This is a genomic window from Dactylosporangium sp. NPDC006015 (assembly GCF_040614215.1).
In the GTDB taxonomy this organism is placed as follows: Bacteria; Actinomycetota; Actinomycetes; order Mycobacteriales; family Micromonosporaceae; genus Dactylosporangium; species Dactylosporangium maewongense.
Genome location: NZ_JBEXUD010000030.1, coordinates 87,448 through 111,637 on the forward strand (window position 1 = coordinate 87,448; position 24,190 = coordinate 111,637).

Annotated in this window: 21 protein-coding genes and 3 tRNA genes; 9 read left to right on the forward strand and 15 right to left on the reverse strand. The window is 72.2% G+C overall.

Translation table 11 applies throughout. The features are described from left to right. Nucleotides 1–173: 173 nt before the first annotated feature. Nucleotides 174–1,694 (reverse strand): histidine ammonia-lyase, encoded by a 1,521-nt coding sequence (gene hutH, locus ABZ321_RS38690; RefSeq protein ID WP_344501520.1) that lies wholly within the window; start codon nucleotides 1,692–1,694, stop codon nucleotides 174–176. Beyond that, nucleotides 1,691–2,860, reverse strand: a complete 1,170-nt coding sequence (gene hutI / locus ABZ321_RS38695; RefSeq protein ID WP_354900533.1) for an imidazolonepropionase — start codon at nucleotides 2,858–2,860, stop codon at nucleotides 1,691–1,693. The genes hutH and hutI overlap by 4 nt, the downstream gene beginning before the upstream one ends. A gap of 117 nt (nucleotides 2,861–2,977) precedes the next feature. Here hutI and ABZ321_RS38700 point away from each other — a divergent pair, with 117 nt between their 5' ends. Both ABZ321_RS38700 and ABZ321_RS38705 read left to right on the forward strand, forming a co-directional pair. Further along, on the forward strand, nucleotides 2,978–3,532 hold the full coding sequence (locus tag ABZ321_RS38700; protein WP_354900535.1) for a hypothetical protein: 555 nt from the start codon (nucleotides 2,978–2,980) through the stop codon (nucleotides 3,530–3,532). A gap of 42 nt (nucleotides 3,533–3,574) precedes the next feature. Next, the gene (locus ABZ321_RS38705; RefSeq protein ID WP_354900537.1) at nucleotides 3,575–3,715 is read left to right on the forward strand and encodes a hypothetical protein; all 141 of its coding nucleotides are present in this window, start codon (nucleotides 3,575–3,577) and stop codon (nucleotides 3,713–3,715) included. Here the strand turns inward: ABZ321_RS38705 and ABZ321_RS38710 are convergent. The 4 genes from ABZ321_RS38710 to ABZ321_RS38725 are packed head-to-tail and all read right to left on the reverse strand — an operon-like array spanning nucleotide 3,696 to nucleotide 8,761. Continuing rightward, on the reverse strand, nucleotides 3,696–5,045 hold the full coding sequence (locus ABZ321_RS38710; protein ID WP_354900539.1) for a formimidoylglutamate deiminase: 1,350 nt from the start codon (nucleotides 5,043–5,045) through the stop codon (nucleotides 3,696–3,698). The two genes, ABZ321_RS38705 and ABZ321_RS38710, sit on opposite strands and share 20 nt — an antisense overlap. After that, on the reverse strand, nucleotides 5,042–6,247 hold the full coding sequence (locus ABZ321_RS38715; RefSeq protein ID WP_344501902.1) for an allantoate amidohydrolase: 1,206 nt from the start codon (nucleotides 6,245–6,247) through the stop codon (nucleotides 5,042–5,044). The genes ABZ321_RS38710 and ABZ321_RS38715 overlap by 4 nt, the downstream gene beginning before the upstream one ends. 2 nt (nucleotides 6,248–6,249) lie before the next feature. Further along, entirely contained in the window at nucleotides 6,250–7,899 is a 1,650-nt protein-coding gene (gene hutU / locus ABZ321_RS38720; RefSeq protein ID WP_354900541.1) for a urocanate hydratase, read from the reverse strand. Between the two features lie 13 nt (nucleotides 7,900–7,912). Next, entirely contained in the window at nucleotides 7,913–8,761 is an 849-nt protein-coding gene (locus tag ABZ321_RS38725; RefSeq protein ID WP_354900587.1) for a MurR/RpiR family transcriptional regulator, read from the reverse strand. A 107-nt stretch (nucleotides 8,762–8,868) separates the two neighbouring features. On the opposite strand from ABZ321_RS38725, the gene ABZ321_RS38730 reads away from it, so the two are divergent. The 3 genes from ABZ321_RS38730 to ABZ321_RS38740 are packed head-to-tail and all read left to right on the forward strand — an operon-like array spanning nucleotide 8,869 to nucleotide 10,916. Next, nucleotides 8,869–9,669 carry an MOSC N-terminal beta barrel domain-containing protein gene (locus ABZ321_RS38730; RefSeq protein WP_354900543.1) on the forward strand — a complete coding sequence of 267 codons (801 nt, stop codon included), beginning with the start codon at nucleotides 8,869–8,871 and terminating at the stop codon, nucleotides 9,667–9,669. A 38-nt stretch (nucleotides 9,670–9,707) separates the two neighbouring features. Continuing rightward, entirely contained in the window at nucleotides 9,708–10,397 is a 690-nt protein-coding gene (locus ABZ321_RS38735) for a hypothetical protein (RefSeq protein WP_344501514.1), read from the forward strand. A 27-nt stretch (nucleotides 10,398–10,424) separates the two neighbouring features. Next, nucleotides 10,425–10,916 carry a hypothetical protein gene (locus ABZ321_RS38740; protein ID WP_354900545.1) on the forward strand — a complete coding sequence of 164 codons (492 nt, stop codon included), beginning with the start codon at nucleotides 10,425–10,427 and terminating at the stop codon, nucleotides 10,914–10,916. 136 nt (nucleotides 10,917–11,052) lie between these two features. On the opposite strand, the gene ABZ321_RS38745 is transcribed toward ABZ321_RS38740, so the two are convergent. The 7 genes from ABZ321_RS38745 to bcp form a co-directional block, all read right to left on the reverse strand. Next, nucleotides 11,053–11,201 (reverse strand) — tRNA-OTHER (locus ABZ321_RS38745). A gap of 110 nt (nucleotides 11,202–11,311) precedes the next feature. Further along, a complete protein-coding gene (locus ABZ321_RS38750; protein WP_344501512.1) occupies nucleotides 11,312–12,043 on the reverse strand; it encodes a hypothetical protein in 732 nt (243 codons plus the stop codon). A gap of 52 nt (nucleotides 12,044–12,095) precedes the next feature. Further along, nucleotides 12,096–12,168, reverse strand: a tRNA-Leu gene (locus ABZ321_RS38755). Nucleotides 12,169–12,192: 24 nt separating this feature from the next. After that, the gene (locus tag ABZ321_RS38760; RefSeq protein ID WP_344501511.1) at nucleotides 12,193–13,035 is read right to left on the reverse strand and encodes a transglutaminase family protein; all 843 of its coding nucleotides are present in this window, start codon (nucleotides 13,033–13,035) and stop codon (nucleotides 12,193–12,195) included. After that, nucleotides 13,032–13,979, reverse strand: a complete 948-nt coding sequence (locus ABZ321_RS38765) for an alpha-E domain-containing protein (protein ID WP_344501510.1) — start codon at nucleotides 13,977–13,979, stop codon at nucleotides 13,032–13,034. Before ABZ321_RS38765 ends, ABZ321_RS38760 begins: the two co-directional genes overlap by 4 nt. A gap of 8 nt (nucleotides 13,980–13,987) precedes the next feature. Further along, nucleotides 13,988–15,562 (reverse strand): circularly permuted type 2 ATP-grasp protein, encoded by a 1,575-nt coding sequence (locus tag ABZ321_RS38770; protein ID WP_344501509.1) that lies wholly within the window; start codon nucleotides 15,560–15,562, stop codon nucleotides 13,988–13,990. 58 nt (nucleotides 15,563–15,620) lie between these two features. After that, a complete protein-coding gene (gene bcp, locus ABZ321_RS38775) occupies nucleotides 15,621–16,094 on the reverse strand; it encodes a thioredoxin-dependent thiol peroxidase (RefSeq protein ID WP_344501508.1) in 474 nt (157 codons plus the stop codon). 131 nt (nucleotides 16,095–16,225) lie between these two features. On the opposite strand from bcp, the gene ABZ321_RS38780 reads away from it, so the two are divergent. The 4 genes from ABZ321_RS38780 to ABZ321_RS38795 all read left to right on the forward strand — a co-directional run bounded on the left by ABZ321_RS38780 (nucleotide 16,226) and on the right by ABZ321_RS38795 (nucleotide 21,750). Then, nucleotides 16,226–18,001: a copper resistance protein CopC gene (locus ABZ321_RS38780; RefSeq protein ID WP_354900548.1), complete on the forward strand. Its 1,776-nt coding sequence runs from the start codon at nucleotides 16,226–16,228 to the stop codon at nucleotides 17,999–18,001. 1,211 nt (nucleotides 18,002–19,212) lie between these two features. Further along, the gene (locus tag ABZ321_RS38785; RefSeq protein ID WP_354900550.1) at nucleotides 19,213–20,886 is read left to right on the forward strand and encodes a hypothetical protein; all 1,674 of its coding nucleotides are present in this window, start codon (nucleotides 19,213–19,215) and stop codon (nucleotides 20,884–20,886) included. 96 nt (nucleotides 20,887–20,982) lie between these two features. Next, complete coding sequence (gene orn / locus ABZ321_RS38790; protein ID WP_344501505.1) at nucleotides 20,983–21,621, forward strand: oligoribonuclease; 639 nt, start codon at nucleotides 20,983–20,985, stop codon at nucleotides 21,619–21,621. Between the two features lie 53 nt (nucleotides 21,622–21,674). Continuing rightward, a tRNA-His gene (locus tag ABZ321_RS38795) sits at nucleotides 21,675–21,750 on the forward strand. Nucleotides 21,751–21,799: 49 nt separating this feature from the next. On the opposite strand, the gene ABZ321_RS38800 is transcribed toward ABZ321_RS38795, so the two are convergent. Together ABZ321_RS38800 and ABZ321_RS38805 are read right to left on the reverse strand one after the other, a co-directional pair. Continuing rightward, nucleotides 21,800–22,729 (reverse strand): hypothetical protein, encoded by a 930-nt coding sequence (locus ABZ321_RS38800; protein WP_344501504.1) that lies wholly within the window; start codon nucleotides 22,727–22,729, stop codon nucleotides 21,800–21,802. A 166-nt stretch (nucleotides 22,730–22,895) separates the two neighbouring features. Next, complete coding sequence (locus ABZ321_RS38805) at nucleotides 22,896–24,149, reverse strand: delta-60 repeat domain-containing protein (RefSeq protein WP_344501503.1); 1,254 nt, start codon at nucleotides 24,147–24,149, stop codon at nucleotides 22,896–22,898. Nucleotides 24,150–24,190 lie beyond the last annotated feature (41 nt).

A 24,190-nucleotide genomic window follows, 5' to 3' on the forward strand; every position in this document is an offset into this window, starting at 1 on the left:
CCTCACCCGCGTGAGCGGCAGGAACCCCCGGATGCTCCGGCACCCCAGCGTTTCCTGCCGCTCGACCTGAGGCGGAAGATCCTGCCGCGCTCGGTGACCGGAGCGGACACATCGCATCACGTGCCGCCCCGACCCGTGTCGGAGCGCGCCGCAGGCAGCGCCGGCGACGGCCCTCAGGCCAGGGTGCCGACCTCCCGCTCGATGGCGGCGCGCAGGGCGGGGCCCGAGACGGTCGCCCGCACCGCCTCCAGGACCGGGGCGAGGAACACGTCAGGGCCCGGCCCGCCGGCGTGCTCCTCGACCGCGGCCATCGCGATCCTGCCCGCCACCGACGGGGTGAGCGGAGCGCGCAGTTGCAGCCCCCGTACCGCGGACAGCAGCTCGACCGCGAGGATGCTGCACAGGTTGTCCAGGACTGTGCGGAGCTTGCGGGTCGCGGCCCAGCCCATCGAGACGTGGTCCTCCTGCATGCCCGACGTGGGCAGGGAGTCGACACTGGCCGGGGACGCGAGGCGCCGGTTCTCCGCGACGATGCCCGCCGCCGTGTACTGCGCGATCATCAGCCCCGAGTTGACCCCCGCGTCGGGCGTGAGGAACGGCGGCAGGTCACGCGACCGGCAGACGTCGAGCATGCGGTCGACGCGGCGTTCGGCGATCGCGCCCACCTCGGCCGCGGCGATCGCGAGGAAGTCGGCGGCGAACCCGAGCGGCGCCCCGTGGAAGTTGCCCGTCGACTCGACCCGGCCGTCGGTGAGGACGACGGGGTTGTCGACGATCGAGCGCAGCTCGCGGGCGGCGACCGTCGTCGCGAACTCGAGCGTGTCGCGGGCGGCGCCGGCGACCTGGGGCGCGCATCGCATCGAGTACGCGTCCTGCACGGCGTGCTCGTGGTCGTCGCGGTGCGAGTCCATGATCGGCGAGTCCTGCAGCAGTCGGTGCAGGTTGGCGGCGGAGGCGGCCTGCCCGGGGTGCGGGCGGATCGTGTGCAGCTCGGGCATGAACGGCCGGTCCGACCCCAGCATCGCCTCGATCGACAGCGCGGCGGTGACGTCGGCCATCGTGAACAGGTGGGCCGCGTCGGCGATCGCCATCAACAACATGCCGAGCATGCCGTCGGTGCCGTTGATCAGGGCCAGGCCCTCCTTCGACGACAGGGCGATCGGGCTGACCCCCGCGTCGGTGGCGCTGATCCTGGCGCCGTCCTTGGCGAGCACCCAGCCCTCGCCGATGAGCACGAGGGCGCAGTGCGCCAGGGGCGCGAGGTCCCCGGACGCGCCCAGCGAGCCGTGCTCCGGCACCCATGGCGTGATGTCCGCGTTCAGCAGGTCGACCAGGGCGGACGCGACCTCCGGCCGTACACCGGAACGCCCCATGGCGAGGGACCTGATGCGCAGCAGCATCATCGCCCGCACCACCTCCCGCGGCATGGGCGCGCCGATGCCGGCGGCGTGGGAGCGGATCAGGGCGTGCTGCAGCTCGGCGCGGCGCTCCGGCGCGATGAACGTGTTGGCGAGCGCGCCGAAGCCGGTCGAGACGCCGTACACCGGCCGGCCGTCACGCTCGATGGCGTCGACGATCGACCGGCTGGTGCGCATCGCGTCGAGCGCGTCCTGCGCGAGGGTCACCCGCGCGTTGCCCCGGGCGACCGCGATGAGGTCGGCGGGGGTGATGCCTGAAGCGGTGACGGTGATCAAACCAGCTCCCCATTGAGCATGACGGTGGATACGAGGGGCACACCCGGCCGGTACGCCAGGTGCAGGAACGACGGTGCGTCGAGGATCGCGAGGTCGCCGCGCGCGCCGACCCGCAGCTGCCCGACGTCGTCGCGGCGCAGTGCGGCGGCGCCGCCGGCGGTGGCCGCGAGGAGCGCTTCGGCCGGCGTCATCGCCATCTCCCGCACGGCCAGCGCCACGCAGAACGGCATCGACGTCGTGTACGACGAACCCGGATTGCAGTCCGTGGCGAGCGCGACCGTCGCGCCGGCGTCGAGCAGCGCCCGCGCCGGCGGGTACGGCGACCGGGTCGAGAACTCCGCCCCCGGCAGCAGCGTCGCCACCGTCGCGGACCCGGCGAGCGCGTCGATGTCGTCGGGCGTGAGATGCGTGCAGTGGTCGGCGGACGCCGCCCCGAGCTCGACGGCCAGCCGCACCCCCGGCCCGGCGGTCAGCTGGTTGGCGTGGATCCTGGTGCCGAGCCCCGCGGCGGCGCCGACGGTCAGGATCGCGCGGGAGTGGTCGGCGTCGAACGCCCCCCGCTCGCAGAACACGTCGACCCACCGTGCCCCGGCGCCCCTGGCGGCGCTCAGCATCGGACCGCACACGAGGCTCACGTAGTCGTCGGTCCGTCCCGCGTATTCGGCCGGCACCACATGCGCCCCCAGGAACGTCGTCTCGGCGCTGAACTCCCGCGCGATCCGCAACGACCGCGCCTCGTCGGCGACCGTCAACCCGTACCCGGACTTGATCTCCATCGTGGTGGTGCCCTGCCGCAGCGCCTCCTGCCGCAGCCGCGCCACGTTGGTCCGCAGCTGCTCGTCACCGGCCGCCCTGGTCGCCCCGACCGTCGTGCGGATGCCGCCGCCCGTGTACGGCTCACCCGCCATCCTGGCGGCGAACTCCCCGGCCCGGTCACCGGCGAACACCAGGTGCGCGTGGCTGTCGACGAACCCGGGCACGACCGCACCCCCGCCCGCGTCCACCCGCCCGTCAGCCGGCGGCGCGTCGGCCGCCCGGCCGATCCACGCCACCTTGCGATCGTCGACCACGAGCGCCGCCTGCCGCCTGATCCCGAGCGGCCCCTCACCCTGCCCCGGCACACACGTGACCAGCTCACCGATGTTGGTGACGAGCATCGACCTCATCCCCGCCCCCCGATCCCCACGTCGCCGACACCCCGCACGGTGCGACGACCATCGCCCAGGCCACTGGCAGCGAGCGTCGCTCTCCCGCCTGCCCTGACCGGCGTGGTGGTTCGGGTCGTGTTGAGGCTGGTGGTGGGCGTCGCCTTGACCGCTGCCCCGACCGGCGTGGCGGCTCGGGCTGCGCTGAAACCGGCGGTGGGCGTCGCCTTGACCGCTGCCCCGACCGGCGTGGCGGCTCGGGCTGCGCTGAAACCGGCGGTGAGCGTCGCTCTGACCGCTGCCCCGACCGGCACGGCCGCTCGGGCTGTGTTGAAGCCGGTGGCGGGCGTCGCCCTCGTCGCTGGCGACCGCCGCCGTCGACCTACGCGGGTCGCGGTTCCCCGCCCGGGGCGGTGCAGCGCCGGCCGCCCGCCGATCGAAGCGGATGCCGGCGCGCCGGCCAGTGCTGCGCCGACACCGGACGCGGCGGGGCGGGCGCCGTCACAGGCGATGACGCGGCCGTCGACGGCGGCAAGGCGGCTGTCGACGGCGGCAAGGCGGCTGTCGACGGCGACGTGGCGGCTGGCGGTGGCGGTGGCGGTGGCGGCGAAGATCACGGCAGCAGGTTCTCCGCTGTCGTCGCTGTGGGTGGCGATGATGGCGGGTGTGGATTCCATTGATGGCTGCCGATGAGTGGTGTGGAGGGCGGCGCCGACGTCGGGGACGGCGGGGCAGGTGCCGCTGCGGACGACGACGCGGCTGGCAACGGCGATGTGGCGGCTGGCGGTGGCGGTCGCGGTGAGGCTCGCGGCGGCGGGTGCGCTGCTGTGGGTGGTGATGGTGGCGGGTGTGGGGGTCATCGCCGGCTGCCGGTGAGTGTGGTGTGGAGGGCGTCGGTCAGGGCGGCGCCGACGTCGGGGACGGTGAGGTGGGCCCCGTCGCGGACGATGACGCGGCCGTCGGTGACGACGTGGCGGACGTCGGCGGCGGTCGCGGCGAACATGACGGCGGCCGGATCGCAGCCGGCGGTGCGGGGGGAGGCCAGCGAGACCGTGACGAGGTCGGCGCGGGCGCCGGGGGTGATGGTGCCCGCGTCGGTCCAGCCGAGGGCGGCGTGACCGGTGGCGGTCGCGGCCGTGATCAGGTCGGCGCCGGTGAAGTGGCCGCGGTGCTCGGTGTGAAGGCGCTCGTGCATCTCGACGCCGCGCGCCTCCTCGAACGGGTCGATCACGGCGTGGCTGTCACTGCCGAGCGACAGCGGGCTGCCCGCGTCGGTCAGCGAGCGGGCGTGGCCGATGCCGTCGGCGAGGTCCCGCTCGGTGGTGGGGCAGAAGCACACCCCGGTGCCGGAGTCGCCCAGCTCGGTGCGGTCGGTGTCGGTGAGGTGGGTCGCGTGGACGGCGGTCACCCGTGGCCCGGTCAGCCCGCGGTCGGCGAGCAGCTCCGTGGGGGTGCGGCCGTGGACCGCCAGGCAGGCATCGTTCTCCGCGCGCTGCTCCGACAGGTGTACGTGCACCGGCACCCCCTCGGTGTGCCTGGCGAGCTCGGTGAGCGCCGCCGCCGGAACGGCCCGCACGCTGTGCGCCGCGGCGCCGATCTTCGCGTGCGGTCGTGCGGCGAGCCGGCCGACGCGGTCCGCCCAGCCGTCGACGCCGGTGTCGCCGAAGCGGCGCTGGACCCCTTCCAGCGGGCTGCCGTCGACGCTCGACGTCAGGTACAGCGTGTCCAGCAGCGTGATCCTGATGCCGGCGTCGGCGGCTGCGGCGATCAGGGCCTCGCCCATCGCGTTGGGCTCGTCGTAGGGCACGCCGTCGGGGCCGTGGTGCAGATAGTGGAACTCGCCGACGCAGGTGATGCCGGCCAGGGCCATCTCGGCGTACACGGCCCGGGCGAGCCGGTGATAGGAGTCGGGGTCCAGCGCGGCGGCCACCGCGTACATCTGCTCGCGCCACGTCCAGAACGTGCCCCGCCCCCCGTGCGTCCGCCCGCGCAGCGCCCGGTGGAACGCGTGCGAGTGCGCGTTGGCGAACCCCGGCAGCGTCACCCCCGGCAACCAGACCACGTCGAGCCCTGCGGCCAGCGGCACGCCGGGGGTGACCGTGGTGAACCGCCCGTCGGCCACCTCGATCAGCACGTCGGCCGCGAGGCCGTCCGCGAGCCACGCCCACTCGCAGTGGAAGCGCGGCGGGGCGGTGGAAGGGGTCATCGGCACAGCCGGGCCAGGAGATCGGTGAGCTTCTCGACGCCGGCCGCGCAGTCCGCGTCCGTGGCCGACTCCTGCGGGGCGTGCGAGATGCCGGTGGGGTTGCGGACGAAGAGCATGGCGGTGTCGACGTGCTTCGACAGGACGCCCGCGTCGTGGCCGGCGGCGGTCGGCAGGACCGGGGCGCCGAGCTCCAGCGCCGCCAGGCGGCTGACGTCGCCGGCGAAGGCCACCTCCCCGGTCACCGACTCGGGGTGCAGGGCGACGTGGGTGCCGTCGTGCATGGCGCGCTCCTCGGCGCGCTGGCGGATCGCGTTGACGAGCCGGTCGAGGGTGTCGGTGTCGGCGGCGCGCGCGTCCAGCCACGCCGAGGCGCGGGCGGCGATCGCGTTGGTCGCGTTGGGCGCGACGTCCACCCGGCCGACCGTGGCGTGGGCGCCGTGCGCCCTGGCGGTCTCGTCGGCGGCGAGGACGGTGTGCGCGAGGGTGAGCATCGGGTCGTGCCGGTCGAGCATCCGGGTCGTGCCGGCGTGGTTGCCCTCGCCGGAGAAGTCGAGCCGGTAGCGCCCGTGGGGCCAGATCCCGCTCGCCACCCCGACCGGGGCTTCGAGCACGTCGAGGGCGCGGCCCTGCTCGACGTGCAGCTCGACGAAGGCGCCGATGCGGGCCAGCCGGTCGGGGTCGGGGCCGAGCGTGTCGACGTCGAGGCCGGCCTTGCCCATCGCCTCGGCCAGGTGGATCCCGTCGCGGTCCTGCAGCCGCAGCGCCTGCGCCGGGTCGAACGCGCCGGTGAGCAGGCGGGAGCCGAGGCACGGCACGCCGAAGCGGGCCCCCTCCTCCTCGGTGAAGACCACCACGGCCAGGGGGCGGGTCGGTGTGACGCCCCGCTCGCGGAGCCGGTCGACGGCGAGCAGCCCGGACACGACGCCGAGCGGCCCGTCATAGCCGCCGCCGTGCGGCACCGAGTCGAGGTGGCTGCCGGTGACGACGGCGCCTTCGCCGTCGGGGGCGCCCCACCAGGCCCACAGGTTGCCGTTGCGGTCGACCTCCACCTCCAGGTCGCGGTCGATCGCCTCCTCGATGAACCACTCCCGGCACACCATGTCGGCGTCCGTCCACGAGTGCCGCAGGTAGCCGCCGTCGCCGCCGGCCATGCCGATGGGGCTGAGCGAACCCCACAGCGCCGCGAACCGCTCACCGGTCATCGTCATGACGTCTCTCCCATCGGCACCCGCAGCCCCGTCTGCCCGGCGACCTCGGTGGCCTCGTCATAGCCGGCGTCGACGTGCCGGAGCACGCCCATCGCCGGATCGTTGGTCAGGACCCTGGCGAGCTTCTGCGCGGCGAGCTCCGTGCCGTCGGCGACGGAGACCTGCCCGGCGTGGATCGAGCGGCCGATCCCGACGCCACCACCGTGGTGGATCGACACCCACGACGCGCCGGAGGCGGTGTTGACCAGCGCGTTGAGCAGGGGCCAGTCGGCGATCGCGTCGGAGCCGTCGCGCATCGACTCGGTCTCCCGGTAGGGCGAGGCGACGGAGCCGGTGTCGAGGTGGTCGCGGCCGATCACCAGCGGCGCCTCGACGGTGCCGTCGGCGACCATCTCGTTGAACCTCAGGCCGGCCTTGTCGCGCTCGCCCTGCCCGAGCCAGCAGATCCTGGCGGGCAGCCCCTGGAACGCGACCCGCTCGCTGGCCATGCGGATCCAGCGGTGCAGCGAGTCGTTGTCGGGGAAGAGGTCGAGCACGGCCCGGTCGGTGGCGGCGATGTCGGCCGGGTTGCCCGACAGGGCGGCCCAGCGGAACGGGCCCTTGCCCTCGCAGAACAGCGGCCGGATGTACGCCGGGACGAAGCCGGGGAACGCGAACGCCCGGTCGAAACCACCCAGCTGCGCCTCGCCGCGGATCGAGTTGCCGTAGTCGAAGACCTCGGCGCCCCCGTCGAGGAACCCGACCATCGCCTCGACGTGGCGGGCCATCGAGTGGCGGGCCCGCTCGGTGAACTCCTCGGGCTTCTTCGCCGCGTAGTCGGCGGCGTCGCCGGGATCGACCCCGCTCGGCACGTAGGACAGCGGGTCGTGCGCGGAGGTCTGGTCGGTGACGATGTCGACCGGCACGCCCATGCGCAGCAGCTCGGGCAGCAGCAGTGCGGCGTTGCCGACGACGCCGACCGACAGCGCCCGCCGGGCGATCTGCGCCTCGACCGCGAGCCGCACCCCTTCTTCGAGCGAGTCGGCGATGACGTCGAGGTAGCGGGTCGCGACCCGCCGCTCCAGACGCGTGCGGTCGACGTCGACGATCAGGCAGGCGCCACCATTCATCGTGACGGCGAGCGGCTGGGCGCCGCCCATGCCGCCGCAGCCCGCGGTGAGCGTCAGCGTGCCGGCGAGGGTGCCGCCGAAGCGCTTGGCCGCCACCGCCGCGAACGTCTCGTAGGTGCCCTGCAGGATGCCCTGGGTGCCGATGTAGATCCAGGAGCCGGCGGTCATCTGCCCATACATGGTCAGGCCGAGCGCTTCGAGGCGCCGGAACTCGGGCCAGGTCGCCCAGTCGCCGACGAGGTTGGAGTTGGCGATCAGCACCCGTGGCGCCCACTCGTGGGTCTGCAGCACGCCGACGGGGCGGCCGGACTGCACCAGCATCGTCTCGTCGGGCGCCAGCGTCGTGAGCGTGCGCACCAGCGCGCGGAACGACGGCCAGTCGCGCGCCGCCTTGCCCGTGCCGCCATAGACGACCAGGTCCTGCGGCCGCTCGGCGACGTCGGGATCGAGGTTGTTCATCAGCATGCGCAGCGCGGCTTCCTGCTGCCAGCCCCGGGCCGTCAGCTTGGTGCCGCGAGGGGCACGGACCGTCTCCATCGAACTCCTCGGGTTAGGGCAGGAAGACCTGGCGGGTGGCGGCGGCCCGCTCGAACGCCTCGAGTCGGGCCTGGGTCTCGGTCGGGGCGGCGTCGCACATGGCCTGCAGCAGCATCGTCACCATCGCCGTCGGTGCGCTGTGGGAGTCGAACACCAGCCGCGACCCGACGGGCGCGGGCAGGACGATGTCGGACTCGGCGGCGGCGGGGCTGACCGGCGAGTCCGTGACGGTCACGACGGTGAGACCGGCGGCGCGTGCCTCCCGCAGCGCGTCGACCGCCTCGCGCGGATACCGGGGCAGCACAAACGCCAGCATCGCAACTGCGCCCGCCGTGCGTGCCTGATCCAGCCGATCCGCCAGCAGACTGCCGTGCTCGTGCAGCGGCCGCACGTCGGGGTGGACCTTGGCGGCGAAGTAGCTGAACGCCGTCGCCAGGGCGCGGGCGGCCCGCATGCCGAACACGGGCAGCGGCCGGCTGCCGATGAGCACCCGGCCCGCCTCGGCGAGCGGCTTGGGGTCGGCGAGCGCGTCGGCGAGGCGCTGCAGGTTGGCGATCTCGGCGCCCAGCGCCTGCTGGAACTGGTTGGTCTCGGTCTCGACCGGCTCGTCGTCGCGGGGCGGGCGGTGCTGGTAACCGTCGAACGTGACCCGGATCTCGTCGCGGAGCGCGTGATAGCCGTCGAAGCCCAGCGCCGTGGCGAACCTGGTGACCGACGGCTGGCTCACCCCGGCGAGCGTGGCCACGTCGCCGCTGGACAGATAGCCGGCCTGGCCGGCGTTGTCGACCAGGCAGCGGGCGATGCGCCGCTGGGCGGGCGTGAGCCGCTGCCCGTCGAACAGCTCCAGCAGTCGCCGCTCCATCTCCGATGTCACCGCCCGAATGTAAGAGTACATTCATGATCGAGTCAAGCGCATCAACTCATTCATAGTGTTGCCTAACCACGGGGTCGGCGTGCGACGCTCGCGGCGTGCGGTTGACCTACCTGGCTACCTACCCCGTCAAGAGCTGCTATCGAGTGGAGGCGGCCTCCGCCGAGGTGGAGCCGTGGGGGCTGGCCGGCGACCGCCGCTGGCTCGTCGTCGACGGCGACGCGAAGCTCGTCACCCAGCGTGACACCCCGGCCCTCGGGCGCATCCGGCCCGAGCCGCGCGACGGCGGGCTGACACTGCGGGCGCCCGGCGCCCCGGACCTGTGGGTTCCGTCGCCGCGAGGCGCCACCACGGACGTCCGGCACTTCTCTCTGTCGATCGCCGCCACGCCGGCCGGGGACGCCGCCGACCGGTGGGTCTCCGGCGTGATCGGCCGCCCCGTCAGCCTCGTCTGGCTCGACGACCCGACCCGCCGCCCGGTCGAGCCGGACTACAGCGAGCCCGGCGACCGGGTCAGCTTCGCCGACGGCTTCCCGCTGCTGCTGGCCAACGCGGCCTCGCTCGACGCGGTCAACGACTGGCTGGTCGAGGGCGGCGACGAGCCCGTCGGGATGACCCGCTTCCGGCCCAACGTGGTCGTCGGCGGCGCGACCGCCTGGGCCGAGGACACCTGGATCGGCCGGCGGGTCGTCATCGGCGACGTGTCGTTCCGGGTGCCGAAGGCGTGCAGCCGCTGCGTCCTGACCACCATCGACCCGGAGACCGGCGAGAAGGGCCGCCAGCCGCTGCGCGTGCTCGGCGAGCGCCGCCGCTTCCCGGAAGGCCTGCTGTTCGGCGTCAACCTCATCCCGGACCACGAGGGCAAGATCGCTGTGGGCGACGAGGTGATCGTGGCATAACGGACCCGGCGGGGCGGGTGACGGGTCATGATCAAGGGGTGACGCCCCTGCGGGTCCGGCCCCACCTCGCCGAGATCCTCGACCGGACCGGGCACGTGGTCCTGACGTTCAGCGTGCTCGGCAACCTGCTGCCCGAGCCCGAGGCCGTCGCCGGGCAGATCCGCGAGATGCTGCTGGACACCGGCCACCAGATGTCGATCATGGTCGGCGTGAGCGGCAACCCGTTCGACATGCTGGCCGAGGCGTACACCGCGGGCGAGGACCTCGGCAGGCGCGCCGAGCAGCTCGTCCACGACGCGGAGCTCGACGCGGCCGGGCAGGCACCGATCACGGCCGGCGCGCCCGCCCTCCTCGAGGCCTGCCGCGCCACCGGCCGCGCCGTCACCGTCTACGCACCGCACAGCGAGTCGGCGGTGGGTCGCTTCCTGCAGCACCACGGCCTGCGCGCCCTGGTCGGGCCGGCACTGGGCCGGGGATTCGCGATGCGACACCCTGCCGTCCGCACGATGGCTCCTGTACTGGAGGCGATCGGCGCCCACCCAGGCGAGACGGCGGTGGTGTGCGCGACCTTCTCGGCCATGTCCGCCACGCAGCGGGCCGGCGCCCACGCCATCGGTGTCGAACGCATCCGCGAGCCCCGCAAGATGCTGCACGGCGGCGAGGGCAGCAACGCCGTCGTGCAGTCGCTGACCCACCTCGCCGACGCCATCAGGGCCCGCGCCGCATGAGGCGGCGCCTCTGGTAGAACAACGCCCGTGTCGTTTCTGCTTTGGTCGGGACAGGCGATCGGGCACCGCCGCGCCGGCGTCGGCGCCCTCGTGGCGGTGGCCTGCGCCGCGGCGGCCGTGACGCTCTTCCCGGAGCACCCGTTCGACCGGCCGAAGACCCTTGCGGCCGCCGCGCTGCTGTTCGTCGCCGCGCTCGCCGCCCTGGTCTGGGCCGCCGCGATGGCACACGTCAGCGTGCAGATCAGCATGTACAACGTCCGCATCCGGCACGGGCTGCTGCCGATGCCGCCGATCCAGGTGCCGCTGCGCATGGTCAACAGCCTGCGCGCCGTCGACGTGCAGTCCAGCATCGCCCAGCGATGGGGGTGGACCTGGATTCCCGGTCGCGGCCGGGCGGTCATCGTACGGTCAGGGCCGGCGCTCCTGTTCGACTTCGCCGGTCGCCAGTTCACGGTCAGCGTCGACGACCCCGACGAGGCCGAGGCGGCCCTGAACCGGATGCGCAGCAGCGCCCGCTGACGCCGGAATTGGTGAAGCCCGGGGAGTATCCATCCCCGGGCCTCGATTTGCCGCCCAATTGCACACACCGGCACGTTTAAGATCGCAGATCAGCTTGAAGGCGTCGCGCTCTGCGATTGAGCTATCGGGCCGTGCTTGGAGGCCCGAACGGGAGTTGAACCCGTAGCCTCGACGACGAGGTCTGCGATCGGTCGATCCGGTGTTGAGCGGCGAATGCTCAGACTGGAGCGAGAAGTTGAGTTTGTGTTTCGGCTCCCGCGGCCGCCTCTGCCATTGGGCTACGCCGTCACGAGTGACGGCGGAAGGAATCGAACCTTCACATTGACACCGCGCGCACCTGTCAAACTGAGCCTCAGGTTCAGTCTGCGCTCCTTGCGCACCACCGATCTTAGTCGTCAGGAGAAGAGGAAGCGAAACACTTTCTCGCCGGCCTCCTGCTGCACGACCTCCGCGCCGTTGGCCTCCTCGCGGGCGAACTTCACCGCGGCCTGGAGCTTCTCGACCCGCTCCACCAGCTCGTTGACCCGCTGGGCGGGCAGCGCGCCGGAGAACTTCACGGTCTTCCAGTAGCCGATCACGACGTCCTCGTAGTACACCTCGACCTGCGCCGGGTGCTTCTCCGTGGCCTCGGCCTTCACGTGGTTGCGCGGGATCTTCTTGGTCCGGGTGGTCTGCGTCGGCTCGGTCGCATAGCAGTCCGCGGAGGCGTCATACACCCACGACTCGGACGCGTCGAGCACCGGCAGCTTCCGCACGAACGTCAGCAGGTCGACCAGCTGCTTCTCCAGGAACAGCAGGTAGGACACCGGCACGTCCCGCAGCAGCGGCGTGCCGTCGACGACGACGTCGGCGCGGGCGACGCAGTTGGTCCAGTCCTTCGTCGCGGTGACGTCGAAGAGCCGGGTCAGGATGGTGGCGGTCTGCCGCAGGATCTCGTCGGCCTTGACCTGCACGCGGGTGGACTCGGGCGGCAGCTGCTCGCCCTCCTCGTCCTTCGGGCGGTAGGTGCGCGCGATGCCCGCGAGCAGGGCGGGCTTCTGCAGCACGTGGTGCGCGTCGGTCAGTTCCTGGAAGGAGCGCGACTTGACGCCCTTCTCGACCGCGATGATCTGATTCAGCTTCGTCATGATGCGGCCGAGTGTACGAGCCGGGTACGACGAAATACATCCGAGATAAACGTGGGGCCGGTGAGAGTCGAACTCACACTGGCACGGACCTAAACCGTGTGCCTCTGCCATTGGGCTACGGCCCCGCGTATGACCGGGCATCACTCTACTCAGGCCAGGCGCGTGATCTCGACGGTGACCCCGAGGTGTTTGCTCGGCGCGCCGTGATAGACGCCGCGCAGTGGCGGCACGTCGTCGTAGTCGCGGCCACGGGCGACCACCACGTGCCGCGGGCCGACCGGGATCCCGTTCGTGGGATCGAAGCCTGTCCAATCGCCGGCCCACCATTCGACCCAGGCGTGGCTCTGCCCCGCGACCGTCTCGCCGATCTCCGCCTCGGCCTTCGGGTGCAGATAACCCGACACATACCGGGCCGGGACACCCCTGGCCCGCAGCAGCCCGACGGTCAGGTGCGCGATGTCCTGGCAGACCCCCTTGCGCAGCTTCCACGCCTCCTGGGCGCTCGTCTGCACGCCGGTGGATCCGGGCACGTAGGCGACGTTCTCCCGTACCCAATGCGACAACGCTTCGGCGGAGGCCTTCGGCGACCTGCCGGCCACCGCGTCCCACGCCTCACCGGCCAGATCGGCGTCGACGGCCGTCAGCGGGCGCTCCGTCAGCAGCTCCGCGTGGGTGTCGAGGACCGCGTCGGCGGCCAGCTCCGACCAGCCGAGGTCGACGACCGGCCGGGGCGGCGGCGTCACCTCGACGAGGCTGCTGGACACGACCCGCAGCTGCTGGTGCGGCCGGTGCAGGTCGAACGCGGTCACCTGCGTCGCCCAGTAGTCGTGGTACCGGTAGGTCGTCGCCCCCGGCGTGACCTCGACCTGGCTGAACAGCGTGGTCTGCCAGGGCAGCGTCAGCGGGGTCAGCCGCGCCTCGTTGTAGGACGCGGAGACGGTGCCCGCGTACCGGTAGCCGGTGACATGCCTGATCTTGAGACGCCAACTCATGATCCACCCCATGCGACGGTGCCCCAGGTGACGGGGGTTGACTGCGGGAAGTAGCGGGCCGTGATCGCCGCGCTGGCCGTGGCGCAGGTCTGTTGCAGCGCCCGTAGGTGCTGCGGCAGCTCCGCCAGGAGGGTGGCGGTGTCGGCGTACTCGAGCCGGGTGCGGATCTGCCCGATCGGCCGGCGCGCCGCGTCGGTGACGCCGGCCCGCTCGGTCGTCGGTGCCAGCTCGCGCAGGCACTGCTCGGCGGTGCCCAGCGCGTGCAGCGCCGACCGCGGGAACAGCCGGTCCAGCAGCAGGAACTCCGTGACCCGCTGCGGGTCGAACGTGCCGCCGTGGGTACGCAGGAACGCCTCGTCGGCGCCACAGGAGCGCAGCACGGTCCGCCAGCCCGTGATCTCGTCCGTGGTGTTGGTCTGGATCGACAGCAGCCGTGCGGTCATGTCGACGCGCTCCAGGCTGCGCCCCAGCACGAGGAACCGCCATCCGTCGTCGCGGCTCATCGTGGATTCAGCCAGCCCCGCCAGTACCGCCGAACGCTCCCGGACGAAGCTGAGGAACACGGTCGGTCCGAGCCGCTCAGCCGCGACCCGCCGGGACGCGAGCGTGTGCCAGGTGACGTTGAGGCACTCCCACATCTCGCTGGAGATCGTCTCGCGGACACCGCGCGCGTTGTCACGGGCGGCGACGATCGCGCCGGAGATCGCGCTCGGGTCCTCCGCGTCGAACGCGAGCAGCTCCAGCACGTCGCCCGTGGTGATCCGACGGTCCTGCGGCGCGGGCGCGCCGAGCACCGACATCAGCGTCCGGCACGCGGCGTCCTCGTCGGCCCACGGGTCCTCCAGGAGCCGGCCGAGGAACGCGTCGAGGATGCGGGCGGTGTCGTCGGCGCGCTCGACGTAGCGGCCGATCCAGAACAGGGACTCCGCGATGCGGCTGAGCACGGCCCCTCCTACTGTTGTTGCTGCTGTTGACCGGCGAGCTGCGCGGCGGCCGGGCCGGAGTCGCGGGGGCCGCCACCGGCCTCACGCGGCTCGGGCAGTTTGTGTTTCTGCGGTACTGACGGCGCGGGGTCGGTCGGATGCGCGAGCACCCAGGTGTCCTTGGAACCGCCGCCCTGACTGGAGTTGACGACGAGCGCGCCCTCCGGCAACGCGACGCGGGTCAGGCCGCCGGGCACCAGCCAGATCTCGTCGCCGTCGTTGACCGCGAACGGCCGCAGGTCGATGTGGCGCGGCGCGACCCGGTCCCCGAGCAGCGTCGGCGACGTCGACAACGCCACCGGCCGCTGCGCGATCCAGCCCCGCGGGTCCCGCTCGACCTGCGTCCTGAGCGCGGCGAGGGTCTCGTCCGACGCCTGCGGGCCGATCACGATGCCCTTGCCGCCCGCGCCGTCGACCGGCTTCAGCACGAGCTGGTCGAGCCGGCCGAGCACGTCGTGGAGGACCTCCGGGTCGCGGTCGTCCAGCCGGTACGTCTCGACGTTGTCGATGAGTGGCTCCTCCGACAGGTAGTACCGGATGAGGTCCGGCACGTACGTGTAGACGAGCTTGTCGTCGGCGACGCCGTTGCCCACCGCGTTGGCGAGCGTGACCTGGCCCGCGCGGGCCGCGTTGACGATGCCCGGGCAGCCGATCACCGAGTCGGGCCGGAAGTGCAACGGGTCGATGAACTCGTCGTCGACCCGCCGGTACACCACGTGCACCGGCCGCTCGCCCTGCGTGGTGCGCATCCGGACCCGGTTGCCGCTGCAGACGAGGTCGCGCCCCTCCACCAGCTCCACGCCCATCAGCCGGGCGAGCAGCGCGTGCTCGAAGTAGGCGGCGTTGTAGACGCCCGGCGTCAGCACGACCACCGTGGGGTCCTCGACGCCCTCCGGCGCCGCGGCCCGCAGCGCCGCCAGGAGCCGGGCCGGGTAGTCGTCGACCGGCCTGACCCGCGCCTCGGCGAACAACGCCGGCATCGTGTGGGTCAGGGCGCGGCGGTTCTCGATCACGTACGACACCCCGGACGGGATGCGCAGGTTGTCCTCCAGGACGCGGAACCTGCCCTCCTCGTCCCGGATCAGGTCGACGCCGCTGATGTGCACTCGGACCCCGTTGGCCGGCTCGATGCCGTATGCCTGGCGGTGGAAGTGCGCGCTGGTGGTGATCAGCTTCCGGGGCACGACGCCGTCGGCGAACACGCGGCCGGCGCCGTAGATGTCGGCGAGGAACGCCTCGAGTGCCTTGACCCGCTGCTGCACGGCCGCGGTCAGCAGGTCCCACTCGTGGGCGTCGAGGATCCGGGGGATCAGGTCCAGCGGGAAGGGACGCTCCTCGCCCGCATAGGCGAACGTGACCCCCCGGTCCGTGAAGACCCGGGCCAGCTGGTCGGCGCGGAACCTCAGGTCGGCCGGGGCGAGCGGCTGCAGCGCGGCGAACAGCGAACGGTACGGCGACCGCGGCAGACCGGGGCGCTCGAACATCTCGTCCCACGCCTCGAACATGGCCCCGGACATCGAATAGTCGTCGAAGATGTCCGCCATGGCGAGAGGCTAGGCACGGCCCGTTTCAGCCGCATTACCGATGTGTTTGCGCGACGCGTCAGTCCAGTCCTAAGTCCCGGCGGAGCTTCGCTACGTGTCCTGTGGCCTTCACGTTGTACAGCGCGCGCTCGATCTGCCCCTTCTCGTCGATGACGAAGGTCGAGCGGATCACGCCCAGCACCGTGCGGCCGTAGTTCTGCTTCTCGCCGAACGCGCCATATGCCTTGAGGACCGCCCGGTCCGGGTCCGACACGAGCGGGAACGTGATCGCGTCGCGCTCGCGGAACTGGGCCAGCTTCGCCGGGGAGTCCGGCGAGATGCCGACGATCTCGTAGCCGGCGGCCTTGAGCGAGGCGAGATTGTCACGGAAGTCGCACGCCTGCTTGGTGCAGCCGGGCGTCATCGCCGCTGGATAGGCATAGAGGACGACCTTGCGCCCCCGGAGGTCGGCGAGCGACAGGGGCTCGTCGCGATCCGTCTGCAGCGTGAAATCGGGAGCGGTGTCACCCGGCTCCAGGCGTGTGGTCGTCATGGTCCGGCACTCTATCGCGCGACGGTGACATCCATGACGGCGCATAGCGGTGCGTCCCGGCAACGTGACGGATCGTATAAACCCGACCCCCGCGGCAGCATCTCCGAGAAATTCGCGAAATCATGGTCGGCATGACCCGCCGCGCTTGGTCCATCCCCCTGGCGACGCTCTTCGGGGCGCTGCTGATCCTGCTGCTCCCCGCCTCGCCCGCGGGCGCGCACGCGATCATCGAGCGCACCGCGCCCGTCGCCGGCACGGTCGTGGACCAGCTGCCCGGCGAGATCACACTCACCTTCAGCGAGCCCGTGCGAATCGTCGCCGACAAGATCCGGGTCATCGCGCCCGACGGCAGCCGAGCCGACACGGGCAAGCCCGCCGCGCGCGACACCGAGCTCGTCATCCCGCTCAAGTCCGGCGGCCCGAAGGGCACCTACCTCGTCAGCTACCGGGTCATCTCCGCCGACAGCCATCCCGTGAGCGGCGGCTACAGCTTCTCCTACGGCCAGGTCTCCGCCGTGCCCGGCGGCAACGACGCCGGCGCCGACGTCAAGACCGACGCAGTGGTGAAGAACGCGATGTCCGTCGCGCGGTTCATCGGCTTCGCCGGCCTGATCCTGCTGGTCGGCCCGACGCTGGTCCTGTTCGCCCTCTGGCCCCGGCGGCTCTCCGCCCGCGACCCCGGCAGGGTGGCCCTGACCGGCGCCGGGCTGCTCGTGTTCAGCGCCGCCCTGGAGTTGTACCTGCAGATCCCGTACACCTCCGGCACCTCCCTGTTCGACGTATCCTCAACCGCCGCCCGCGAGGTGCTCGGCACCACGTTCGGCGCCGCCCACCTGATCCGCATCGCCGTCGCGATCGCCGTCGCGGTGCTGCTGCGCCCCCTCATCGCCGGCCGCGCCGGCAAGATCGACCAGACGCTGCTCGTCATCCTCGGCGTCGTCGGCCTCGCGACCTGGCCGATCTCCGGGCACCCGAGCGCCTCGCCGGTGCCGACGCTGACCGTCGTCGCCGACGCCGCGCACCTCGCCGCGATGTCGGTGTGGCTCGGCGGCCTGCTGATGCTGTTCGCGTTCCTGCTGCGTCGCGCCGACACCCGCGAGCTCACCGCGATCGTGCCCGTGTGGTCCGGCTGGGCGCTGCTGGCGATCACGGTGCTGGTCCTCGCCGGCACCGCGCAGGCCCTCGTCGAGATCGGCACCCTGGACGCGTTGACCGGCACGACGTATGGCCGCCTCGTCATGGTCAAGGCCGGCCTCCTGGCCGTGATCCTGGGGGTCGCGGCCTATTCCCGCAGCATCACCAACCGCCGCTTCACGCCGGCCCCCACGCCCGCCGCCACGGACCCGTCCGACTTCGACGACTCCGATGACCCTGACGACCCCGATGACTCGGAGGACCTGGCCGACCTGTCCGACTCCGAGGAGGTCGCCGACGCTCCGGCCGAGCCTGCCGACCGGGCCCGGCTGCGGCGGGCGGTGCTGATCGAGGTGCTCATCGCCGTCGTGGTGCTCGGCTTCACGTCCGTGCTGGTGCAGACGAGCCCGGCCCGCAGCGTGGCGGCCGGCGACAACGGGGCGGAGGGCCCCTTCACCACCACCGTCACGACCAACCTGGTGAAGCTCGAGGTCGACGTCTCACCGGGCCGCGTCGGCCCCAACACCGTCCACCTGTATGCCCTCAAGCCCGACGGCTCGGGCCCGCAGACCGTCGCGGAGTGGAAGGCGACCGCCGCCCTGCCAGCCAAGGGCATCGAACCCATCGTCCTGCCGACCCTGCCCATCACCCCCGACCACGCCACCGGCTCGGTGACCCTGACGCCGGCGGGGACGTGGGAGCTGAAGTTCACCGTCCGCGTCGACGAACTCAACCAGACCACCATCGCCGTCCAGGTCCCGATCCGCAGCTGACACCCGCCAGCTGGCCTCGCCCTGCTCGGCCCTGCGCGGCTCTGGTTGGCCGCGCTGGGTTGGGATGTTGGCCGGTCCCGCTGGGTTGGGTCGTTGGCCGGCCCCGCTGGGTCGGCCGTTGATCGCGATGCTGGCTGGCCCCGCAGGGCCGGTCGTCGGCCGGTGCCGCTGGGCTGGCCGTTGATCGCGGCGCTGGCTGGTTGATTGCTGTGCTGGCCGGTCGGGTCTGCGCTGACGATGTGCGGGCTTCGGGGTTCCCGCGAGCGCCGAGCTCCGGGTCGGCTGCCGTGCACCCGTTGCCTGTGCTCGGGGTGCCGGCAGTTGATCGGTGTGCCAGCGGATGTGGCGGCGCCCGTGGCCGGCGCGACGCGTCCATCGCGTCCATGTCGTCGCCGTGGGCTGAGTGGTGCGTCCGTGGCGGTGCAGTGGGTTGAGCGGCGCGTCCGTGTGGGGGTCGCCAGCTTTGGGCGGGGGACATCGCTGCTTGCCGGACCAGGGCACCACATGTGTAACGCCGACCCTCGCTGCTGGCTTGCTGGTCCTCGTGCTGCTGGCTTGCCGGTGCTTGTGCCGCGGGCCCGCCGATTCTCGTGCCGCTTGCCAGATGACGCTCGCCGCTGGCTTGCTGGTGGTGCTTGGGCGGCTGGGTTGATCGAAGGACAGATCTGGTCGTCGGGACGGCCGGATCCGGACTTTGATCACCACGTTGCTGGGTGTCGAGGCGGTGAGTGCTGGGCGCCGTCGCAGTTGGTGTGGCGGCACGGCGCAGTGGTGGGCCTGGGCGCCACCTGCGCAACGCTGACCCTCGTGCCGTCGGCCTGCCGATCCTCGCTGCTGGCTTGCTGGTCCTCGGGCTGCCGTTTGCCGGTTCTCGTGCCGCTGGCTTGATCGAAGGACAGGGGCGGTCGTCGGGACGGCCGGATCCAGACTTCGATCAACGCGCCACGGGGTGTGAGGCGGTGGGTGCCGCGTGCTGGGCGCCGCGGTGGTGGGGGCGGGGGCACGGTGCGGTGGTGGCTGGCGCGGGACAGGGTGGGGATCGACGGCCTGCTCTGGTGTGGGGAGGTGCTGGCCAGGGCGGTGGATCGGGATCTTTGTGCATGGGCGGGGTAATTCGGCGCCGCCTAGTGGGTTTGCGGCGAAAGAAGGTAATTCGCGGGTTTTTTGGCGGTATTGTCGGCTTCGGATTGCTGGGGGAAGGGGCCGCTGCCATGGTCGTGCGTCTGGTTCGGGCAGGTGTCGGCGCGCTGTTGCTGCTCATCGCGGTGCCGCTGGGGCTGGCTGGGGGCGGACTCTGGGTGGCCATGGAGCATCGTGCGGGGGATGACACGTTCACGGCGCGGTTGGAGCGGTTGCGCTCCGGGGGGCGCGCGGTGGTGGTGCCTGACGTCGACGCGTTGCTGCGAGCCGATGCGCCGTTCGCGCGGGGTGGGCAGACGACGCTCAGCCTGTCGGCGGTCGGCTCCAGCGGCCCCCTGTTCATCGGGCTGGCTCCGGAAGCGGCGGTGGGGCAGTACCTCGACGGCAAGGTGCAGGCCCGGATCGACCGGGTGCGGCTGGCGCGGGGGCCGTTGCCGGTCGAGTTCACGGAGGTCGAGACCCGGGCGGCCGCGGCGAAGGCCGGGAAGCCCGGCACCGCCGGGTCCCAGGCCGGGCAGGCGCAGGGCGGCGCGAGCGACCCGGCGATGACGGGGCCCGCGGTTCCTGGCGCGGTGACCCCCGACGCGACCGTCCCCGGCACCGAAGGTCCTGGCGCCGGAGAGCCCAGTGCCGGCGAGACCGGCACCGCGGCGCCTGGTGCCGAAGGTCCCGGTGACGTTGAGCCCGGTGCCACAGGACCGGCCGTGGCGGGTCCCGGTGTGACAGCGCCCGGCACGGCGGGGTCCGAGGTCCCCGGCGCGACCGCCGCCGACCCGAACGTGAGCGACCCGAACGCCGTGACGAGCGGCGACGCGGCCGGGAACCCGAACGTGGGCAGCAGGACGCCGGGGGAGCAGACGTTCTGGCTGGCGAAGAGCGTCACGGCCGGTGGGGCGGCGGAGCTGTCCTGGTCGCCGTCGGCGTTGCGGGGGCGGCACCTGGCGCTCGTGGTCATGAACGCGGACGGCACCGCCGGCATCGACGCGACGGTGACGGCGCGGCTGGCGCCGGCGTGGATCGGGCCGACGGCTGGTGGGCTGCTCATGCTCGGGGCGGCCGGGTTCCTGCTGGCGTTGCTGGTCCTCGCCTGGCCGCCGCGGCGCGCGGAGGAGCGGCTCGTGCTGCCGACGCTGCCGTCGCAGCCGACGAAGAGCCGGGCGGGCCTGCGCCGCAACCTGTCGACGCTGTCGGAGCCGATCGCCGCCCTGCTCAACCCCGTCGTGCCGAAGAACCGCGACATGCCGGAAACCGGCGAGGCGAACGAACCCAGCGAAACCCCAGAGGCCGACAAGGCAACCGAAACCGAGACCGGCAAGGCGGCCGCGGCGGAGCAGAGCGGGGACGCCCCGGTCGTCGCGGTCGCGGTGGCGAGTCAGACGGACGAGGCCGACCGCCAGACCACCGTGATCGGCGTCGTGGTGACGGACAAGCCGGTCGACGACCCGGCGGCCCAGGCCACGGAGCCCGAGGGTGAGGCGCGGCAGGAAGCGGCGGCCGACGGCGAAGACGCCCCGGATGCGGCGGTCGCTGTACAGGAGACGCCGCGGACAACGCGTCGGACCGCTGCTGAGGAGAGCCTCGCGGAGACCGAACTGGACCGCCCCGCTCCGGCGGAGGCGCTCGACGACGACGCCCCGGGGCCCCTGGCGCTGCCGCCGCTGCCGAAGCTGCCGCCGATCGAGCTGCAGTTCACCTGGGCGCCGGTCGCGGTGGAGGGGCAGGAAGAGGCGGCCACCTCGCGGTGACGGTTCCCCGGCGGAACGTGAGCCGCACCACGTCCGGCGGGTCCCGACCGAAGGATAAAGGTAACGAGGAGATGTGGAGTGTGAGAAGTCGGCCAGATGAACACTAGGCTGTGGGGCGTGGGTGATCTTTTGGTCTGGATCGACTGTGAGATGACGGGGCTCGATCTGGGGAAGGACGCGCTGATCGAAGTGGCGGCGCTGGTCACGGACCCGGATCTCAACGTGCTGGGCGAGGGCGTCGACGTGGTGATCCACGCGGAGGACGCGCTGCTGGACGGCATGCTCGACGTGGTGCGCGACATGCACGCCAAGTCGGGGCTCACCGACGCGGTGCGGGCGTCGGCGGTCACCGTGGCGGAGGCGGAGGACCTCGTCATGGACTACATCACGGCCCACGTGCCCGATCCGCGCACCGCGCCGCTGTGTGGCAACTCGATCGCCACCGATCGGGGGTTCCTGGCGCGGGACATGCCGCGGCTCGACAACCACCTGCACTACCGGATGATCGACGTGTCCTCGATCAAGGAGCTGTGCCGCCGGTGGTACCCGCGGGTGTACTTCGGCCAGCCGCCGAAGGGCCTCGCCCACCGGGCGCTCGCGGACATCCGGGAGAGCATCCGGGAGCTCGAGTACTACCGCCGGACGCTGTTCGTGCCGCTGCCGGGGCCGGACGTGGAGGCGGCGAAGGCGATCGGGGCGGAGTTGAGCCGGGAAACCGACACCGGCGCGCGCTAACCCAGTCGACGTATGCCCGTGCTCATGCCCTATTATTGGCGAGCACGTTCATGGTGGCTGTAGCTCAGTTGGCAGAGCACCGGGTTGTGGTCCCGGGTGTCGTGGGTTCAAATCCCATCAGTCACCCCATGTAGGACAGTTCGGCCCCGGTCCAGAAGGACCGGGGCCGAACTGTTTTTCAGTCCTTGTTCGCGGCCGCCAGGGCCGTGGCGAGCGACTCGTTCTGCGCCTTCAGCGCGTTGATCTCCTCCTGCAGCCGGGTCACCTCGGCATGGGTCTCCTCGCGGACCGCGCGGATCTCGGCGAGGATCGGCGCGGTGTCGACGGTCCCGCCGCCGGCCTGGATGATCGCGGTCAGCGCCTGGATGGCGGCGATCGCCGCCTGGTCCCGCTGCGCGTCCGCCACGGACGCGGCCCGGGCCTCGTCACGGGCCTGCTGGGCGAGGTGCATGGCGATGTACGCCCGGCGGTGGGCGCCACCGAGGATCGTCGCCACGTCGAGCGTCTCGGGCCCGGTCGGCAGCGGAACGCCGTCGGGCGCCTCGTACAGCGGGATTGTGATCCGGTCGCCGAGGTTCATGTCGTCTCCTGTCATACCGCGCATGCGGGCGAGTGGGTCGTAGCCGTCGGCTCGGGCGTCGTTGTCGGCGTCGGACCGGCCCGAGACGTGCACGTGTCCGCTGTCGGTCGAGGACCGGGTGGTCCGCTGGAACTGGTTGCTCCTGCTCGTCCACCGCTCCTGGCGGCAGGCGCCGTCCTCGTCGGTCCAGTTGATGTACTTGATCCACATGGCGCCCGGCACGCCGGCGTCGCGGTCGCGGATCATCTGACGGGCGATGTCGGCGTTTTCCTTGCGGTGCGCCTTGGAGTCCGAGCGCGGCATGATGTCCAGGCCGCGGGCGTTCCAGCGCTGGTTCTGGCCCGGGAAGCCCGTCGTCGAGTAGGGCGTGTGGTCCTCGGGCGGCTCTGCCTTCTGGTGGCCCTCGTCCGGGAAGTCCCAGACGGTGATGCCGTGCTTGAGCAGCGCCGCCTGGACCGCTCGTGCCGGGCGGATCAGGGTGTACGGCCGGCCGGCTCTGATCCAGTCGCGATAGCCCTGCGATGCCATTGGTTCCGTCCCTTCGCATCCATGCTCCTCAAAACTATTCGCCGCCGTAGCCGCGTGCACCGACGCGTGTCCGACATTCGACTGGTCGTCGCGGAGAGTGTGGCCACGCGCACACACGAAAACGGCCCCCGTCCAACAAGACGGGGGCCGTGCGAACCAGATACGTCTACAAGGGGAGCATCGCCAGCCTGGCGTGCCATTCGCCGCCGATCTTCTCCGTGTCGGAGCCGACCAGGAGGCCGTACGGGGTCGCGAGCAGCGCCCTGGCGCCGACGCCCCGCGGCTCCCGCTTGGGGTTGAACGAGGTGGCCTTGCCGCTCACCGGGCTGATCGCGGCGATACCGGGCCGGCTGACCGCGCCCTTGCCGGCGGTCTCCTTGCCGAACGGGTTGTCCATCCAGCGCTGGTGGCCGCCGACGTACACGGCCGCGCCGGTGTCGGCGACGGAGTACAGCGAGTCGCCGCCGGTCCAGTTGGTCCAGATCGGCTTGTGCAGGCCGGTGCCGCGCAGGTCGAAGCGGGCGGCGGTGTCGCACATGAGGTGGTCGCCCCACTTGCGGCCGGTCGTGACGACCGTGGCGTAGGTGCCGGTCGGGTCGAAGTCGACGCCCCGCAGGTAGGTCTCGAAGCCGGCGCGGCACGGCTTGGTGTAGACGTCGGTGTACCAGTCGGCGAGCCGGGCCGAGTTCGACGCGTTCTCGATGACGACCAGCTGGGCGCGGTACTGGCCGAACGCCTGCTCCACGGCGCCCACGGCGGCGAGCCGGTTGCCGTCGGGGCTGATCGCCAGGTCCTCGAGCTTGACCCGGGTCAGGTTCGGCGCGGCGAGCCTGGCGTCGAACGTCGTGTCGGCGAGGCCGCTGGTGGCGTTGAGACGGGCCAGCCCGGCCCGCTTCTGGCCGCCGATGGAGGAGAACGAGCCGGCGGCGAAGAGCCACGGCCCGTACGTGACGAGGCTGCGCAGGTCGCCCCAGTTGATCTCACCGGTGAACGCCGGCACCCGCTTGCCGTCGGCGAGGCTGAGCTGCGCGAGGCCACGCTGCGCACCGCCGCCGATCTTCTTGAACGCGCCGCCGGCGTAGACGGTGTTGTTTGGCCCGGCGGCGAGCGTGAGGACCGCGTCGTCGGCCTCCGGCGCGAACGGCAGGATCTCGCCGGTGGCCACCCGGTACGCGAAGATGTTCTTGCGCTTGAGCTTCGCGCTCTTCCCGGCCGGGACGACGGTGGTGAAGTCGCCGCCCACCACGACGACGTCCCCGACGAGCGCGAACGCGCGCACCTCGCCGTCCAGGACGTTCGGCGTGTTGTCGGCGGGGTTCGTCGACACGGTCGTGGCGTGGTTCAGCGCCGCCGAGGCGGGGATCGCGACCGCGAGCGCGGCCAGTGCGGTAGCGGCGGCGGCGATCAATCGTCGGCGCATACGTGCGGCTCCTTCGTCAGTGCCAGGGGAAGCGCCCAACA